At 62.7% G+C, this 17,575-nt stretch carries 16 protein-coding genes; 4 read left to right on the forward strand and 12 right to left on the reverse strand.

The window, feature by feature from the left end; genetic code table 11:
* The first annotated feature begins 109 nt into the window (after window positions 1-109).
* Window positions 110-2,137: a M3 family metallopeptidase gene (locus tag WFP36_RS01385; protein ID WP_336977226.1), complete on the forward strand. Its 2,028-nt coding sequence runs from the start codon at window positions 110-112 to the stop codon at window positions 2,135-2,137.
* 30 nt (window positions 2,138-2,167) lie between these two features.
* Here the strand turns inward: WFP36_RS01385 and WFP36_RS01390 are convergent, their stop codons facing one another.
* From WFP36_RS01390 to radA, 8 genes are all read right to left on the reverse strand, one after another.
* Window positions 2,168-2,755 carry a DUF805 domain-containing protein gene (locus WFP36_RS01390; protein ID WP_336977227.1) on the reverse strand — a complete coding sequence of 196 codons (588 nt, stop codon included), beginning with the start codon at window positions 2,753-2,755 and terminating at the stop codon, window positions 2,168-2,170.
* An 11-nt stretch (window positions 2,756-2,766) separates the two neighbouring features.
* On the reverse strand, window positions 2,767-4,308 hold the full coding sequence (gene proS, locus WFP36_RS01395) for a proline--tRNA ligase (RefSeq protein WP_336977228.1): 1,542 nt from the start codon (window positions 4,306-4,308) through the stop codon (window positions 2,767-2,769).
* A 56-nt stretch (window positions 4,309-4,364) separates the two neighbouring features.
* Entirely contained in the window at window positions 4,365-4,937 is a 573-nt protein-coding gene (phaR, locus tag WFP36_RS01400) for a polyhydroxyalkanoate synthesis repressor PhaR (protein WP_336977230.1), read from the reverse strand.
* 75 nt (window positions 4,938-5,012) lie between these two features.
* Window positions 5,013-6,053 (reverse strand): alanine racemase, encoded by a 1,041-nt coding sequence (gene alr, locus WFP36_RS01405; RefSeq protein ID WP_336978673.1) that lies wholly within the window; start codon window positions 6,051-6,053, stop codon window positions 5,013-5,015.
* Between the two features lies 1 nt (window position 6,054).
* Window positions 6,055-7,686 (reverse strand): MFS transporter, encoded by a 1,632-nt coding sequence (locus WFP36_RS01410; protein ID WP_336977232.1) that lies wholly within the window; start codon window positions 7,684-7,686, stop codon window positions 6,055-6,057.
* 48 nt (window positions 7,687-7,734) lie between these two features.
* Window positions 7,735-8,169 carry an iron-sulfur cluster assembly scaffold protein gene (locus tag WFP36_RS01415; protein WP_336977234.1) on the reverse strand — a complete coding sequence of 145 codons (435 nt, stop codon included), beginning with the start codon at window positions 8,167-8,169 and terminating at the stop codon, window positions 7,735-7,737.
* Window position 8,170: 1 nt separating this feature from the next.
* Entirely contained in the window at window positions 8,171-8,698 is a 528-nt protein-coding gene (locus tag WFP36_RS01420; protein ID WP_336977235.1) for a CvpA family protein, read from the reverse strand.
* A 12-nt stretch (window positions 8,699-8,710) separates the two neighbouring features.
* The gene (gene radA / locus WFP36_RS01425) at window positions 8,711-10,075 is read right to left on the reverse strand and encodes a DNA repair protein RadA (protein WP_336977236.1); all 1,365 of its coding nucleotides are present in this window, start codon (window positions 10,073-10,075) and stop codon (window positions 8,711-8,713) included.
* Window positions 10,076-10,146: 71 nt separating this feature from the next.
* Between radA and WFP36_RS01430 the strand changes: the two genes are divergently transcribed.
* Window positions 10,147-12,468 carry a patatin-like protein gene (locus tag WFP36_RS01430; RefSeq protein ID WP_336977238.1) on the forward strand — a complete coding sequence of 774 codons (2,322 nt, stop codon included), beginning with the start codon at window positions 10,147-10,149 and terminating at the stop codon, window positions 12,466-12,468.
* On the opposite strand, the gene WFP36_RS01435 is transcribed toward WFP36_RS01430, so the two are convergent.
* The 3 genes from WFP36_RS01435 to dnaK form a co-directional block, all read right to left on the reverse strand.
* Window positions 12,458-12,925, reverse strand: coding sequence for a low molecular weight protein-tyrosine-phosphatase (locus WFP36_RS01435; protein WP_336977239.1), 468 nt, complete (start codon window positions 12,923-12,925; stop codon window positions 12,458-12,460). The genes WFP36_RS01430 and WFP36_RS01435 overlap by 11 nt on opposite strands.
* Before the next feature lie 15 nt (window positions 12,926-12,940).
* Window positions 12,941-14,074: a molecular chaperone DnaJ gene (gene dnaJ / locus WFP36_RS01440; RefSeq protein ID WP_336977240.1), complete on the reverse strand. Its 1,134-nt coding sequence runs from the start codon at window positions 14,072-14,074 to the stop codon at window positions 12,941-12,943.
* A 73-nt stretch (window positions 14,075-14,147) separates the two neighbouring features.
* A complete protein-coding gene (gene dnaK, locus WFP36_RS01445; RefSeq protein ID WP_336977241.1) occupies window positions 14,148-16,067 on the reverse strand; it encodes a molecular chaperone DnaK in 1,920 nt (639 codons plus the stop codon).
* A gap of 164 nt (window positions 16,068-16,231) precedes the next feature.
* Between dnaK and WFP36_RS01450 the strand changes: the two genes are divergently transcribed.
* Together WFP36_RS01450 and WFP36_RS01455 are read left to right on the forward strand one after the other, a co-directional pair.
* Entirely contained in the window at window positions 16,232-16,738 is a 507-nt protein-coding gene (locus tag WFP36_RS01450) for a copper chaperone PCu(A)C (protein ID WP_336977243.1), read from the forward strand.
* 5 nt (window positions 16,739-16,743) lie between these two features.
* Complete coding sequence (locus WFP36_RS01455; RefSeq protein WP_336977245.1) at window positions 16,744-17,229, forward strand: vgr related protein; 486 nt, start codon at window positions 16,744-16,746, stop codon at window positions 17,227-17,229.
* Here the strand turns inward: WFP36_RS01455 and WFP36_RS01460 are convergent.
* The gene (locus WFP36_RS01460; protein WP_336977247.1) at window positions 17,226-17,501 is read right to left on the reverse strand and encodes a hypothetical protein; all 276 of its coding nucleotides are present in this window, start codon (window positions 17,499-17,501) and stop codon (window positions 17,226-17,228) included. The two genes, WFP36_RS01455 and WFP36_RS01460, sit on opposite strands and share 4 nt — an antisense overlap.
* Window positions 17,502-17,575 lie beyond the last annotated feature (74 nt).

Raw genomic sequence — 17,575 nt, forward strand, 5'->3', positions numbered from 1 at the left:
CGCATGTCATTCGCCTGTCACGGCCAGCCCTTGGTCGAACGCACATTGATTGCGGCATCGCACAATGGCCGCTAGTTGCCCTGGATACTATTCTACTGGGGACTGATACATGCGCAACAAGATCGCGGGCACTTTGCTCGCCGCAACCGCCCTTGCCGCTTCGCCGGCCGAGGCCAAAGCCGCCAAGCAGCCATCCGTGGTGGATTTCATGGGCCCGCTGCTGGCGACCGCGTCCGATGCGGCCGCGATTGATGGCAAGTGCGATCTCTTCGTGAAGGAAATCGAGCGGCGGATCGCGGAACTGGAAAACGAAACCGGCCCAGCCACAGTCGGCACCAGTCTTGTGCGCTATGACGAACTGATCGCCCTGATCGGGGGCGGCAGCGGGGAATTCACGCTGTATCAGGAAGTGATGGCCGACCAGCCCCGCCGCGATGCGGGCGGCAATTGCCAGGTGCGCCTCTCCACCCTTTCCAGCAAGCTCAGCCTGTCGCGCCCGATCTACGATCGGCTGAAGGCGATCGACGCGTCGAAGGAAGATGCGGCAACGCAGTTCTACCTCAAGCAGGCCCTTGCCTCGTTCGAACGCAGCGGTGTCGCCTTGGGCAATGCCGAACGAGCCGAGATTCAGGCGCTGCAGGAAAAGATTGCCGAAGTCGGCAATGAGTTCGACGCCAATATCGCGGCAGGCCAGAAGTCGCTCAAGGTTGCGCCGTCGGAACTGGAAGGCCTGCCCGAGGACTTCATCGCCGCACACAAGCCGGGTGAGGACGGGCTTGTCACCATCACCACCGCCACGCCCGACTATGTTCCGGTGATGAGCTACGCCAAGAGCGACAAGCTGCGGCAGGAATTGTCAGTCATCTACAACCAGCGCGCCTTCCCGGAGAATGACGCGAAGCTGCGCGAGCTGCTCCACCTGCGCCAGCAACTCGCCGAAAAGCTCGGCCGCCGCAACTTTGCGGAGCTGGTGCTGGAAGACAAGATGGTCAACACGCCCAAGAAGGTGGAGAAGCTGCTGGAGGACATGGCCGAAGCCGCCCTCCCCGCCGCCAAGGGCGATTATGCCAAGAACCTGGCGGTGCTGCAGGAACTGCGCCCCGGCGCGACCGACATCAAGTTCTGGGAGACGGGCTGGCTCTCTCCCATCGTCCAGCAGCGCTATTACGATTACGATCCGCAGGAAGCGCGCAAATATTTCGCCTATAACGACGTGCGCGACGGCATCCTCAGGCTGACGCAGGACCTGTTCGGCGTCGAAATCCGCCCATGGAAAACACAGGTGTGGGACAAGGATGTGGAGCCTTACGAGGTCTACGATCAGGGCAAGCTGATCGGGCGCTTCTATCTCGATTCCCACCCCCGCCCCGGCAAGTACAGCCACGCCAACATGGTGCCCCTACGCCCTGGTGTTCCGGGCAAGAGCGTGCCGCTGGGCGCGCTGGTGATGAACATGGCCAAGGGCGATCACTCCACCGGCCTCATGGAACATGGCGATGTGGAAACCTTCCTCCACGAATTCGGCCATTTGATCCACGGCATCTTCGGCGGCACGCAGCGCTGGTTCGCCCAGTCCGGCGTGGCGACCGAATGGGACTTCGTCGAGGCCCCGTCGCAGATGCTGGAAAACTGGGTCTATGATTACGACACGCTCAAGACCTTCGCGAAGGACAAGGACGGCAATCCCATCCCGCGCGATCTGGTCGAGAAGATGAACCGCGCCCGCCTGTTCAACGCCGGCTTCGGCGACATGCGCCAGCTTGGCTATTCCAACATCTCTCTGGAATTTCACCAGCAGCCCGTCCCGGAAAATATGGGCGAGGCCGCGCGATATTATCGCGGCGCCTTCGATCTCGTTCCCACACCCGACTATGTCGAGATGCAGGCCGCGTTCGGCCATCTGAACGGCTATTCCGCGATCTATTACACCTATCGCTGGTCAAAGGTGATCGCGGACGACCTGTTCACGCGCTTCTCGGCAGAAGGCCTGCGCAATATCGCTACGGCGAAGGACTATCGCGAGAAGGTACTCGCCATGGGCGGGACCAAGCCCGCCTCCGAACTGGTGCAGGATTTCCTGGGCCGCGAGGTCAGCCTGGATGCCTATCGCGCAGAAATGGCCAAGGCTGCGCAGTGAGGGACTGAAGAAACCGGCAGCGCCTGTCCGTCAGAAGCGGGCGGGCGCTTCGCCGTAGCGGTTCGGGCCATCGGTGGATTTCATCACGCCGAACACGATCACGACGATCGGAGCGATCCAGCCCAGCAGCGACAGGGGATTGCCCCGCTGCTCCATCGCTGCTTGCTGGAACGCTATCGGATCGGCGGCAGAGAGAGCGAACAGGGCCTGCATCTCGTCGATCATGCTGATGTTCACGGCAACACTGCCCAGCCCGCATGCAATGGCGAGCGCGCACCACCAGCCAGTGCGCCCGGAATCGTGCAGGCGACGCACGAACGCGGCGGCGGCAAGGGCCATCGTCAGCAGCTGAATCGCCACGCCAATCCAGACAGAGGTCGCTATCCAGCCCCCCATGTCCTGCATCATGGCGCCAAGCATAATTTCTTCTTCCACGCCGGCCTGAGCCTGCACGAATGTCCGTTGCATCATCGCGATCACCATCGGCACGCTTACGGCCATGGAGATCGCGAAGTGCACTAACACCAGAAAGAGAACGTAATACCAGAAGGTCTGGCGAGCATCGCGTCCGGAGAAGCTGGCCAGGTGCGACAGATTATACTTGATCGAACCCAGCATGCTTTCCCCCATCAATAGGCGCGTGCGATCAGGATCCTCTCGACGGCCTTCCCGCCAGTGAAAATGCAGCTGCCGTCAGCCGGTTCCGCCCCGATCGGCACGTTGCGGATCGTCAGCTTCAGCGCCTTGAGCTGTTCCACCACCTTGTCGAGCGCTTCGCCCGTGGGCTTTGACCACTGCACCTCGACCCAGCCCGGATAGCGGGCATCGTCGGAATAGAAGGCAGCCAGATCGTCCAGCGAGGTGACGCCGCGCGTGATGTTCGCATCCCGGCGGGCCTTGGCTTCTTCGTAAAGCGAAGACTGGATTTGGGCGAGGATCATTGCGGCGGCGGCTGTGAATTCGTCGCGAGCAGTGAAGGCAAAGGCGCTCTTGCCCTGTTCGGTCCAGAGCTTGTCGCGCCGAAGCACGGCAACCTTGCCATCGGCCATGTCTCGCGGACCGACCTCGACAATGATCGGCGCACCCTTGCGCACCCAGTCCCAGCGCTTGGCGGCAGCCTTGCCGGGCGTCTTGTCGAGCAGTACGCGAACGGCCTCGCCCAGCGCCTGCTGGCCGACGAGTGCCGAACGCAGTTCCTCGCAATAGGCGAGCAATGCGGCATCGCCATCGTCTTCGCGCAACATGGGCAGGATCACGATCTGATAAGGCGCAATGGCCGGCGGCACTCGCAACCCGTCATCGTCTCCATGGGTCATGATAACGCCGCCGATCAGACGGGTGGAAACGCCCCAGCTGGTCGTATGGCAGAATTGCTGGCTGCCTTCGCGATCCTGATAGCGAATGCCGGCGGCTTCCGCGAAATTCGTGCCGAGATAGTGGCTGGTGCCGGCCTGCAGGGCCTTGCCGTCCTGCATCATCGCCTCGATCGACCAGGTCTCTTCCGCGCCGGGGAAACGTTCGTTCTCCGGCTTCTCGCCAGCGATCACCGGCAGGGCGAGCTGGTCTTCCGCGCAGGCGCGATACATTTCGAGCGCGCGCTTGGTTTCTTCCATCGCGCTGTCACGGTTTTCGTGCGCCGTATGGCCTTCCTGCCAGAGGAACTCGCTGGTGCGCAGGAACATGCGGGTGCGCATTTCCCAGCGCACGACGTTGGCCCACTGATTGGTCAGCAGCGGCAGGTCGCGCCAGCTCTGCACCCAGCGCGCCATGGCATCGCCGATGATCGTTTCCGACGTGGGGCGCACCACCAGCGGCTCTTCCAGCTTCGCTTCGGGATCGGGGACGAGCCCGCCCTTGCCGTCAGCAATCAGGCGGTGATGGGTTACCACCGCCATTTCCTTGGCGAAGCCTTCGACATGCTCGGCCTCACGCTCGAAATTCGAGAGCGGGATGAAGATCGGGAAATAACAGTTCTGCACGCCCGCCGCCTTGATGCGGTCATCCATCAGGCGCTGGATGCGTTCCCAGATGCCATAGCCCCACGGCTTGATGACCATGCAGCCGCGCACGCCGGATTCCTCTGCAAGGTCGGCGGCGGAAATGACTTCCTGGTACCACTGGGCGAAATCGTCGGCGCGTTTGACCGACAGGGCATGGCGGATTGCAGACACTGTTGTTTCTCGAATCGCTGATTGAAGTGTGAGGGGACGCGATGGCCCCTCAGCGATCAATTGCCAAGCGAGTCGAGCTTCTTCTGCATTTCAGCCATCTGCGCACGCAGCGCGGCCAGCTCGTCATCCCCCTGCTTGGGCGCTGGCGCGGCTTCTTCCGCTGCGGCCGCTGCTGCAGCATTGGGCATGAAGGCTGCGGCAGCGGCCTTGAACATCGCCATGTTGGTTTCGGCCATCTTGGCGAAAGTATCGCCGCCCATGGACTGCTTGAACACGTCCTGTAGCTTGCGCTGGTTGGCCTGGAAGTTTTCCATCGTGGCTTCGAGATAATGCGGCATCAAGGCCTGCATCGAATTGCCATACATGGCGATGAGCTGGCGCAGGAAGCTGATCGGCAGCATCTGTTCGGCGCCGTTCGCTTCTTCTTCCATGATGATCTGGGTCAGGATTGAATGGGTGATGTCGCTGCCGGTCTTGGCATCAAGCACCTGAAATTCCACGCCGTCCCGCGTCATCTTCGCAAGATCGTCAAGCGTGATGTAGCTCGAGGAACTCGTATTATACAGACGTCGATTGGCGTATTTCTTGATAATTACCGGCTGGTCCGAGCCACCTGCACCCTTGGCCATTCCATCGCTCCCCTACTTCAACCATTTACGCACTTAGCACTTGCAGCAAGTGCGGTGCAACATGATTGCAACAGGCTATATCCGCGCGAAACGGCGGCCGAGGACAGTCAGAAGCTCATATTGGGACAGGCCGGTGAAGGCCGCGCTTTCCGGCAGGCTGTAAGGCACATCGGCCCAGTCGCCTTCTTTCAATTCCGGCGCAGCGGTCAGGTCGAAGACGACCATGTCCATGGATATCTTGCCCAGCAGCGGCAGGCGCCGCCCTTCGTGCTCCAGCCCCCCTTTGCCCCAGCAGCGCAGGAACCCGTCGGCATAACCCAGCGATGCCACGCCCACGTGCATTTCGCGCTCGGCAGTGAAGATCGCATTGTAGCCCACCGTGTCGCCCGGCTGGATCGTACGGGTCTGGAGGATCGCCGCTTGCGGATAGCCGACCTGGCGGATCGCACCGTCGAGCGCCGGGCAAGGAATGCCGCCATAAAGAGCAAGGCCCGGACGGGTCAGATCGAAGCCATAGCGCGCGCCCAGCGTGATCCCCGCACTATTGGCAAGGCTGCGCCGGCGAGCCGTCACCTGTCCGCACACTGCGGTGAAGCGGGCGAGCTGCGTTTCGTTGAGCGGGCTTTCCTCATCGGCCGAAGCGAGGTGGGAAAGCAGCACGTCGATATCGAGCGAGGCGATCAGCGGGTCGCCCAACTGATCCATCGGCAGGCCAAGGCGGTTCATGCCCGTATCCACCATGAGATCGCACAGGCCGCCCCCGGCATCGAGCCACAGTCGCGCCTGATGCAGGCTGTTGATCACCGGCTTTACCCCGGTCTCCCGTGCATAGACAGCATCCTGCGCCGTCAGCGGTCCGTGCAGCACGGCGATCTGCCCAGCGGGCACATGAGGCAGAACGGCGGGAACCTCGCACCAATGGGCAACGAAGAAATTGCGCGTTCCGGCATCGCGCAGCACAGGCACGACCTTGGCCGCGCCAAGACCATATCCGTCAGCCTTTACGGCCGCGCCGGCACTCGCACTGCCCGACAGCCGATCGAGCATGCGCCAATTATGGGCGAGAGCATCGCGGTCCAGGCGAAGGCGCAGGGTGCGGGGCGGCTCGACAGGCAGGTCAGGCAGTTTCTTCTTCCTCGAAATCGCGCGGCGGACCGGAAGGAATGCCCCATATCCCTACGATCAGCGCAATGAACACAAAGCCCCACGTATACCAAAGCCCCGCATAGGCATCGCCGGTCCTGGCGACGATATAGCCTGCGATCACGGGGAGGAAACCGCCGAAATAACCCGCGCCGATATGATAGGGTATCGACATGGAGCTGTAGCGGATGCGCGCCGGGAACATTTCCGCCAGCAGCGCGGCGACCGAACCGTAATTCATCGCGGAAAGGAAGCCGAAGAACAGCAACACGGCAATGATACCGATGTTGCGCAGCAAATTCGGATGCTGGACCGAAAAATCATATCCCGCACCGCTCAGTGCCTGCTCAAGCTGGGCCTTGCGCGCGGCATCATCGCTCCAGTCGAACGTATCGAGCGTGATCGGCATGCTGCCCGCTTTCAACTCAAGCGCGGAAGAACTCGTCAGTTCATAGGGAACGCCTGCGGCAGTCAGGTCGGAGATCAGCTTGCCGCACCGCGTCTTCTGCACATTGGCGAAGGGATCGTAATCGCAATCCGGACCGGAGACCACCACAGGCGCTGCCTCCGCCGCGACAGTCAGGCCCGGATTGGCGAAGGCACCCAGCGCCCAGAAGGCCGGGAAGATCGTCAGCAGGATCAGTGCGTTGCCCCAGATGATCGGCTTCTTGCGTCCCACCTTGTCCGACCATTTGCCCACGAGCAGATAGAAGCCCATGATGATCGGCCCGGCGATCAGGATCAGCGTCTCGACCGTGGTCGAATCCACGCGCATCGGCCCCTTGAGGAAAGACAGGCTGGAGAAATAGGCCGCGTAGAAGATCGTAGTCAGGCTGCCCGTCACACCGAACAGGGCGACGAAGATCCGCTTCTTGTTGCCGGGATAGGTAAAGCTCTCCTTGAACGGGTTGGCCGAAGTCCGGTTCTCCGCCTTCATGGCGCGGAATACGGGGCTCTCGTTCAGCTTCATGCGCATCCACAGCGATATCGCCAGCAGCAGCAGCGAAACCAGGAACGGCACGCGCCAGCCCCAGGCAGCAAAGGCGTCAGCCGGGATCAGCAGGCGGCAGGCCAGCACCACGCCCACGCTCAGCACGAAGCCGCCAACCACGGCTGCCTGAATGAAGCTGGTGTAGTAGCCGCGCTTTTCGGGCGGGCAATGTTCGGCCACATAGATCGTCGCACCGCCATATTCGCCGCCCAGTGCCAGCCCCTGGAGAATGCGGAACAGCAGCACGATCAAGGGCGCGGCGATGCCGATGGTCTCGGCCGTGGGGATCAGGCCCACCCCGGCCGTCGCAATGCCCATCAGGGTAACGGTGACGAGGAAAGTATATTTGCGCCCGAGCCGGTCGCCCAGAAAGCCGAACAGGATGGCCCCAAGCGGGCGGAAGCCGAAACCTACCGCAAATCCCGCCCAGACGAGCAGCATCTGCAGCGTTTCATTGTCGGACGGGAAGAATGCCTTGCCCACCAGCGAGGCAAGCGTGCCGTAGATGAAGAAATCGTACCATTCGAACACCGTTCCGGCGCTCGATGCGGCGATCACCAGGCGAACTTCCTTCGCGCTGGGCTCGCCAGCCAATGCCGCAGTCTTATCAGCCATTTCCCCTGTACCCCCAGTGCCGGGCTGCCCCGCCGGCTCCGCCCTGCCCTAGACGCTCGCCGGCGCAGAGGAAAGAGCCGCAAGCGCGGCCTGCCAGGGCAACATCATCGCACCATGACGGCCGGGAAAAGCGCGTGCAGCCTCAATGGCGGAAATACCCGGCCAGTCGGGCAAATGCCCCTCGCCCGCCAGCCATCGGGCCATGGCATCATGAGCACTTTCGATCTGTTCAAAGGCGAGGCCCTTTGCGGCATCGGCAAAGATCGCCGCACTCGCCTGCCCCACTGCACATGCCCGCGCGCGCAAACCGATCCGGGCGACACGCCCTTCGGCATCGAGGGAAAGGCCCATGGCCAGAGTGCTGCCGCAGCTGCGCGACCGGGCATCGCCTTTGAGCGGCAGGCTCTCATCCCACGGATATTCCGCGAGGCGTAATGTCAGGGCAAGAAGCTCCGGCGTATAAAGCCGTTCTGCAGAACTCACCTCAGGTGCCGTCGATCGCGGTCGTGGAAGAGTCGATCTGCCGATCACGGCTATCGATCATCTGGACGAGCGCATCCGCACCGGCATTCACTGCCTGATAGGTGCGGGCCTGCGTGATCCAGTCCGGGCGCCCCTGAACACCCCAGATCGAGTCATAACCGAGCACCAGCACCGAAAAGGCCAGCACGACCATAATCCCGCCCTTGACCACGCCGAAGCCGAAGCCAAGCACACGGTCAACTGGCCCGAGGATGGAACTGCGCGATGCCTCGCCCATCCGCCCAGCGATCAGTTTCATCGCGGCATAGGGCACAAGCAGCAACAGGGTGAAGGCCAGCACCGCCGCACCCGATTGCGTACTGACATAGCGCATCAACTGCGAGGTCAGGTCCGTGTGGAGATAGTGGATCGCCAGCAAGGCAAGAATCCAGGACGCCAGCGAAAGCACCTCCTGCACGAATCCCCGCAGGAATCCGCCAATCGCCGCAACCGCGATGATTATCAGGACGATGATATCGAAGCCCGTCATTCGGCGAGAGAATTATGCGCTCGCCATGACACGGTCAACGAGATTGGAAACGCGTTTCAGCGGTTCATAGCGCAGGGCCCTCGGACTGTCGCAGCCATCGGGGCCAAACCCCCGGTCGAAACCTAGTTTCAGCGCCTCGCGCAGCCGCAGCCCCCCATGGGCGACCGAGCGCACTTCACCGGCCAGCGATATTTCGCCGAACCACGCGCTGCGGGAGGGAAGCGGCCGGTCCGCCAGTGCGGAGACCAGCGCGGCAGCCACTGCCATATCTGCCGCCGGATCGGACAGGCGATAGCCGCCCGCAACGTTGAGATAGACCTCGCAGGACGAAAAGCTGAGGCCACAGCGCGCCTCCAGCACCGCCAGCAGCATCGCAAGCCTGCTTGAATCCCAGCCCACGACTGCCCGGCGAGGCGTGGCGCCCGATTGCAGCCGCACGATCAGCGCCTGCACTTCCACCAGCACCGGCCGCGTGCCTTCCAGCGCCGGGAACACCGCGCTGCCGGCCAAAGGCTCTTCATGGCCCGAGAGGAACAGCATGGAGGGATTGGAAACCTCCTCCAGCCCCTGACCGGCCATGGCGAAGACGCCGATCTCGTCCACTGCGCCGAAGCGGTTCTTCAGTGCGCGCAGAATGCGGTATTGGTGGCTGCGTTCCCCCTCGAAGGCCATCACCACGTCCACCATATGCTCCAGCACGCGCGGCCCGGCGATGGTTCCATCCTTGGTGACATGGCCGACCAGCACCAGCGCAACACCGTTTTCCTTGGCATAGCGGATGAGTTCGAACGCACAGCCGCGCACCTGGCTCACCGTGCCGGGCGCGCCCTCGATCTGGTCCGAATGCATGGTCTGGATCGAATCGATCACCAGCAAAGCGGGCGGCGCCATACCGCCCAGAGTAGTGAGAATGTCCCGCACCGAAGTGACCGAGGCGAGCCGGATCGGCGCATCCGCCAGCCCGAGGCGAGCGGCACGCATGCGCACTTGCCCAGCGGCTTCCTCACCGCTGACATAGACCGTATCTTTCCCGCTGCGCGCAATCTGTGCGGCGGCCTGCAGCAACAATGTCGATTTGCCGATGCCGGGATCGCCCCCCATCAGGATCGCCGAGCCCGGCACCAGTCCGCCGCCCAGAGCCCGGTCGAACTCGGCAAGACCCGTGGCCTGGCGCACCGGCATTTCCGCAGGAGTGTCCAGCGTCACGAATTCGACCTTGCGGCCGCCGCTCGACAGATCGTGCTTCTGGGAGAAGACCGTGGCCGGCGCCTCTTCCGACAAGGAGTTCCACTCGCCGCAATCGGGGCATTGTCCCTGCCAGCGATGAGTTACACTGCCGCAAGCCTGGCAGACATATCGGCGCTTTGCTTTAGCCATTTCACTCCGATATACGGAACATAAGTGGAACGCAATTGCCTTCCGCGATCCTTCCCGCCAAACAGATGTTTATGCGCCAGAAGGAACTCCGCATTGCGCTCATCTGCTATGGCGGCGTCAGTCTGGCCGTCTACATGCATGGCGTGACGAAGGAGCTGTGGAAGCTCACCCGGGCAAGCCGCGCTCTTCATGCCGGCGATACGACGCTTACCGGAAGCGAAGCGGTCTATCTGGAAATGCTGCAGCATTTGCGCAGCAAGAAGGACGTCATGCTGCGCGTGATGCCCGATATCCTGACGGGTGCCAGCGCCGGGGGGATCAACGCCGTTTTCCTCGCTCAGGCGATCCATTCCGGCCAGTCGCTGGAACCCCTGACAGAGCTTTGGCTGGAACATGCCGATGTCGACAAACTGCTCGACCCCGAGGCCCGGCTGTGGACCTGGATAGCCAAATTCTGGGCACCGCCGGTGGTCGAGTTCCTTCTCAGCCGCCCCGGCAGCGCGGTCAATGAAAGCGTCGCGCCCGAGACGCGGCGGCAAGTGCGCAAGAAGCTGGGCCGTTTCGTTCGCTCGCGCTGGTTCGCCCCGCCCTTTTCCGGCATCGGCTTCTCCGGCCTTATCGCCGATGCGCTTCAGGCCATGGAAGAGGCACCTGCCGGTATGCCGCTGCTGCCGCCGGGCCATCCGCTGGATCTGTTCGTCACTGCGACGGACTTCGGCGGCTATATCGAATTGCTGCGCATCAACAGCCCCGCGGTGGTGCAGGAAAGCGAGCACCGCATGCCGATCGGATTTCGAGCCCGAACGCCGGTCGAGCCCGGACATCACCTCGCCGATCCGCTGGAACTCACCCTTGCAGCGCGCTCCACCGCCAGTTTTCCCGGTGCATTTCCCCCGCTCAAGCTGGGCGAGATCGACGAACTGGCGCGCCGGCGCAAGCGCGACTGGCCAGGGCGGGATCATTTCATAGAGCGGGTGATGCCCGGTCATCTGCGGCAACAGGACGCGGACCGTGTTTCGCTGGTGGATGGGTCAGTCCTCGTCAACGCGCCATTCTCGGAAGCGATGGGGGCGTTGCAGGGGCGCCCCGCCCAACGCGAAGTGGATCGGCGCTTCGTCTATATCGACCCACGGCCGGAGAGGATCGGCCGCCGGGCGCAGGAGCGCGGCGAGGATGTCGGCTTCTTCAAGGCAATCGTCGGCTCGGTCTCGGCCATCCCGCGTGAGCAGCCGATCAGGGACAATCTCGAACAGATCCAGTCGCTTTCGCGCGAAGCCGAGCGGTTGCAGCAGATCGCCGCCGCCCTGCGCCCGGAAATCGAGCGCACGGTGGCCAAGCTGTTCGGACGGACATTCTTCATGAACCGCCCTACGCCAAAGCGGCTTGCCGCATGGCGGGCAAAGGCGCAGCAGGCGGCGGCAGAGCAGGCAGGCTATGCCTTCCATTCCTATGCGCAGGCCAAATTCACCGGGATCGTGGAGCGTCTTGCCCAGCTCGTCTTCGCCAGGGCACCCGGACTTTTGCTGCACGATGCTGCACCCATCGCTGAAGCCCTGCGGAGCGAGTTGAAACGACGCGGACCGGATGGCCTGGTCGATCCGGCCGGCGGCGCGACCGAGGAAGCGATCCGCTTCTTCCGCGAACACGATATCGGCTTTCGCATCCGCCGCCTGCGCCTGCTCGCCCGCCGCCTGACGCATGACTGGGAAGACGATCCTAATATCACCGAAGCAGACAGGGATGCAGGGCGCGATGTGATCTATCGCGCACTGGCGATCTATTTCGACCGCGAGGGGCCTGAATTCCTCGGCGAGGATTTCGAGCACATCGCAACCGAGGTCCTGGCCAATCCCGGTGCCGCGCTGGATGCAATCGCCGCAAGGCGCGATCTGCAAGGCATCGACCTGCAAGTCGAGGAAATGCTGGCGGAGGCGCTGGAAGCAATGCCGCGGCCGCTGCGCAGGAGGATTTTGTTCGCCTATCTCGGCTTCCCCTTCGTCGATGTGGCCACCCTGCCCCTGTTCCACAACGAAGGCTTCACCGAGTTCGACCCGATCAAGGTGGATCGCATTTCACCCGACGATGCCGTTTCGATCCGCCCCGGCGGCACCTTCGCCACTTTGCGCGGCGTGGAGTTCTTCAATTTCGGGGCATTTTTCAGCCGGGCCTATCGGGAGAACGATTATCTGTGGGGCCGCCTCCACGGGGCGGAGCGGATGGTCGATCTGGTCTGCTCGACCATGGACGGCGAGGTCGACGCGCATGAGATTGCCGGCTGCAAGCGGAAGATATTCCTGGCGATCCTCGCTGAGGAAGAAAGTCGCCTGACCGCCGACCGGTCGCTGATCCCCACGATCCGCGCGGAAGTAATGGAGCGCCTGCCTAGCGCCTGAACCGCTCGACCAGCGCGGCTGCGGCGGCATGCACATCCGCCCAGGTGACGTCGAAGGCGTCCTGCTCGCTGAAAAAGGGATCGGCTACCGACTGCCCCTGCCGCCCCGGAACGGCGTCCAGCAGCATTTCGAGCTTCGCTGTCGCCCCGGTCGGCACGATCGTGCGCAGCGACAGCATGACTCCCTTGTCGACGGCAAAGATGTGCGTGAAGCGCGTGAAATCTTCCGGTTCCACCCGGCGGGCAATGTGGTCCGACAGGTCGATCCCGTGCTTGCGCGCCACGATCAGCGAACGCTCATCGATCGGCTTGCCGATATGATAGGCCGCCGTTGCCGCGGATTCGACATAGACCTCCAGCCCGGCCTTTTCAGCCTCCTGCCTCATCGCCGCTTCGGCAAGCGGCGATCTGCAGATATTACCAAGGCAAACGAACAGCAGGGCAGGACGGTCAATCATCGAGAAGGGTAACGATCACTCTGTAAGGTCATTCCAGGCGCTCTTGATCCGGGAGAAAAAGCCCGCACTTTCGGGGCATTCCTCGCCGGTTTCGGTTTCCTGGAACTCTCGCAGCAATTCCTTTTGGCGGGAAGAGAGGCGCGTAGGCGTTTCGACCTGAATTTCCACCACCAGATCGCCTCTGCCTCGCCCTTGCAGAACCGGCATGCCCGCTCCGCGTTTGCGCAACTGCTTCCCGGACTGGATGCCCGCCGGAATATCGATGGCGTGCCTTTCGCCGTCGAGGCCCGGAATTTCCACACAGCCGCCCAGAGCGGCGGTGGTGAAACTGATCGGCATGCGAGTGAACAGCGTGGTCCCCTCGCGCTCGAACACGGAATGCCGCGCGACATGGACGAAGATGTAGAGATCGCCCGGAGGCGCACCCTGCGGCCCAGCCTCGCCTTTGCCGGCCAGACGGATGCGGGTACCGTTGTCCACGCCCGGCGGAACGACCACTTCGAGCCGCTGGGCCTGATCCACCCGGCCTTCGCCCCGGCAATGCTTGCACGGGCTTTCGATCACCTGGCCATGACCATGGCAGGTCGGGCAAGGCCGTTCGATCACGAACAGACCCTGCTGGGAACGCACCTTGCCGCGTCCGCCACACAAATTGCAGGTCCGCTTGCCGGTACCCGGCTCGGCCCCTGTCCCGTCACAAGGATCGCAGGCAACCGAAACCTCGACTTCGATTTCGGTGTCCTTGCCGTGGAATGCCTCTTCCAGGCTCACCTGCAGATCATAGCGCAGATCGGCACCCCGGCGCGGGCGCTGCCGCGCACCGCCGCCACCGAAGGCGCTGCCGAAAATCGTTTCGAAAATATCGCCAAGGTCGCCGAAATCGGCGCTCGCGCCGGCACCATAGCCGCCACCGCCGCCCTGCTGGAAGGCGGCATGGCCGAACCGGTCATAGGCCGCGCGCTTTTGCGGGTCCTTCAGACAGTCATAGGCTTCGTTGATGGCCTTGAAGTGTGCTTCAGCATCTGCGTCGCCCGGATTGCGGTCCGGGTGATATTGCATGGCAAGCTTGCGATAGGCGGATTTGAGAACTTTCTCGTCCGCGGTGCGCTCCACCTGGAGCAGCTCGTAATAATCGATCTCGGTCGACATAGCCTTGTCCCGATAAACCTAGCCGCCGCCGACGCAGGAAGCATCAGCGGCGGCCAGTATTTCCATCAGGCGATCAGCCCTTGTTGTCTTCGTCGACTTCCGAGAACTCGGCGTCCACCACGTCCTCGCCGGCAGACGAGCTGTCAGCGCCATCCGAAGGAGACGCGGCCGAAGCCTGTTCCTTCTCGTAGATCGACTGGCCCATCTTCATGGCGACTTCGGTGAGCGCCTGCGTCTTGGCGTTGATCGCCGCCACGTCGCCGCTTTCGATCGCGGTCTTGGCTTCGGCAATCGCGGCTTCGACCTGGCTCTTGAGATCGGCATCGATCTTGTCGCCATTGTCGGCAAGCTGCTTTTCAGTGGCGTGGACGAGGCTGTCGGCATTGTTGCGTGCCTCGGCCGCTTCGCGCCGCTTCTTGTCCTCTTCGGCGAACTTTTCGGCATCCTTGACCATCTGGTCGATGTCATTGTCCGAAAGGCCGCCCGAGGCCTGGATGCGAATCTGCTGTTCCTTGCCGGTGCCCTTGTCCTTCGCGCTGACATTCACGATGCCGTTGGCGTCGATGTCGAAGGTCACTTCGATCTGCGGCACCCCGCGCGGAGCGGAAGGAATGCCGACGAGGTCGAACTGGCCGAGCAGCTTGTTGTCCGCCGCCATTTCACGCTCGCCCTGGAAGACGCGGATGGTCACGGCCTGCTGATTGTCTTCGGCAGTCGAATAGACCTGGGTCTTCTTGGTCGGGATCGTGGTGTTGCGGTCAATCATGCGGGTGAACACGCCGCCCAGCGTCTCGATACCCAGCGAAAGCGGGGTCACGTCGAGCAGCAGCACGTCCTTGACGTCGCCCTGCAGAACGCCGGCCTGAATGGCGGCGCCCATGGCCACGACTTCGTCCGGGTTCACGCCGGTGTGCGGCTTCTTGCCGAAGAACTTCTCAACGACTTCGCGCACCTTGGGCATGCGGGTCATACCGCCGACCAGCACGACTTCGTCGATCTCGGCAGCCGAAACGCCCGCATCGGCCAAGGCCTTCTTGCAGGGTTCCAGCGTGCGCTGGATCAGCTTGTCGACCAGCTTTTCCAGATCGGCGCGCGTGATGGTTTCCACCAGGTGCAGCGGCGTGGTGTTGCCGCCTTCCATGCGCGCGGTGATGAAGGGCTGGTTGATTTCGGTCGTCTGCGCGCTCGACAGCTCGATCTTGGCCTTTTCGGCAGCTTCCTTGAGCCGCTGCAGAGCCAGCTTGTCGGAGCGGAGGTCGATGCCTTCCTTGTCCTTGAACTTGTCGGCCAGATATTCGACGATCGCGCCGTCGAAATCTTCACCGCCCAGGAAGGTGTCGCCATTGGTGGACTTCACCTCGAACACGCCGTCACCGATCTCGAGGATCGAGACGTCGAAGGTGCCACCGCCAAGGTCATAAACGGCGATGGTCTTGCCGTCGTCCTTCTCGAGGCCATAGGCCAGCGCGGCCGCGGTCGGCTCGTTGATGATGCGCAGCACTTCAAGGCCCGCGATCTGGCCGGCGTCCTTGGTCGCCTGGCGCTGGGCATCGTTGAAGTAGGCCGGAACGGTAATCACCGCCTGAGTGACGGTTTCGCCGAGATAGCTCTCGGCCGTTTCCTTCATCTTCTGGAGAATGAAGGCGGAAATCTGCGAAGGCGAATAATCCTCGCCGCCGGCATTCACCCACGCGTCGCCATTCTTGCCCTTCACGATGGTGTAGGGAACAAGCTCGGTGTCCTTCTTGGTCACCGGGTCGTCGAAACGGCGGCCGATAAGGCGCTTCACCGCGAAAACGGTATTATCCGGGTTGGTCACCGCCTGGCGCTTTGCCGGCTGTCCGATCAGACGTTCGCCATCCTTGGTGAAAGCGACGATCGAGGGCGTGGTGCGCGCCCCTTCAGAGTTCTCGATAACCTTGGGCTTGCCCCCATCCATCACTGCAACGCAGCTATTGGTCGTACCCAGGTCGATCCCGATAACTTTGGCCATGTATTTCCCATCCTGTGCTTCATGTTGGACACCGCGCAGTTCGCTTCCCCCGGGAGGCAAAGCGGCTCGGCGGCTCGTTCACAGGCGCGATATAGGGTCGGTTTTCCTTGGCACAAGAGAGGGCGACGACTAGAAATTGACGAAACTTTGTGAGGAATAACCAGATGAAATCGGTCCGTATTGCCGCCGCCGCGCTATCGCTTGCCTCGCTGGGCCTCGCCGCGTGCCAGCAGGAAGCCGCAGGACCCACGCAGGAAGCCAGCAGCGCCGCCACTCCCGAAGCGCCCGATGCCCCTGCCGGCATTGCCCTGGCCAATGGCCGCCTTGTGCTTCCGGCCGTCAAGGGCAATCCGGGCGCCGTCTATTTCGACATTGCGAACAAGAGCGAAGGCGATGCCACTATCGTCGGCGTCCATGTCGATGGCGCTGCCATGGCCATGATGCATCAGACGATGAAGACCGATGGCGTGAATTCGATGAAGGACCTCTCGGAACTCGTGGTGCCCAAGGGGGGAAGCGCGGGGTTCAAGCCGGGCGAAAATCACATCATGGCGATGGATCTGGACGATACTCTCCAGCCCGGCACTTCCACCGATATCACTCTCACTTTCGCCAATGGCGACAAGGCGACCTTCACTGCCGAAGTTCTCGCCGCCGGGGACGCTCGCTGAGTGAGGTGATCCACGCTTGCCCGGCAGGCGGCGAACGGCCGCTCACGCCGGGCGAGATCGCCCTTGTCCGCTCGATTTTCGGCGATGCGATAGATTATGCGCCGGTGCGGATCAGGCGGCGCAAGTGGTTCCCCTTTCACCCTCGCAGAATCGTGATGGCGCCGCGCGGGCATCTCCATTTCCACCCGGACGGCCCGTCCTATTGCGACGACTTCGCCGAAGCGCCGCTTACGACCCAGGGGCTGTTCCTCCACGAAATGGCCCATGTGTGGCAGCACCAGTCCGGCATCTTCCTGCCGTTGAGGCGTCATCCGCTCAGCCGCTATGACTATGCGCTGAAGCCGGGCTGGCCACTGACACGCTATGGCATCGAACAGCAGGCAGAGATCATCCGCCACGCCTTCCTGCTGCGTAACGGGGCAACAGTTGCAGGCGCCGCCGATGCGAGGGCCTATGCGGCGCTGGTCGATTTTCCGGGCGCCGCTGCCTAGCGGCGATAATCCCGGCAGCGGACCTCATATTCCCGACCACGGTCGTCGCGACGATAGCACTTGCCGTCCTTCTCGATCAGCGCGCCGCCCACGGCACCGACACCGGCACCGATCGCGGCAGATTCGGCAACGTCGCCACCGCGCAGCACGCCAACGCCTGCGCCAACGGCAGCGCCGGCCAATGCACCCTCGCCAGCATAATTGGTCTCGCACGCTCCAAGGGCGAGCGCCGAGGCGAACAATGCGGGGATCATCAGAAACTTGCGGGTCATATCCTCTACTCCCGAATAGCCCCCGTTTGCCCTTGTAAGAGCAACGGACGACTCCCCGGGCCGGTTGCACGCCC

The organism is Fulverythrobacter fulvus, assembly GCF_037154085.1.
In the GTDB taxonomy this organism is placed as follows: domain Bacteria; phylum Pseudomonadota; class Alphaproteobacteria; order Sphingomonadales; family Sphingomonadaceae; genus Andeanibacterium; species Andeanibacterium fulvum.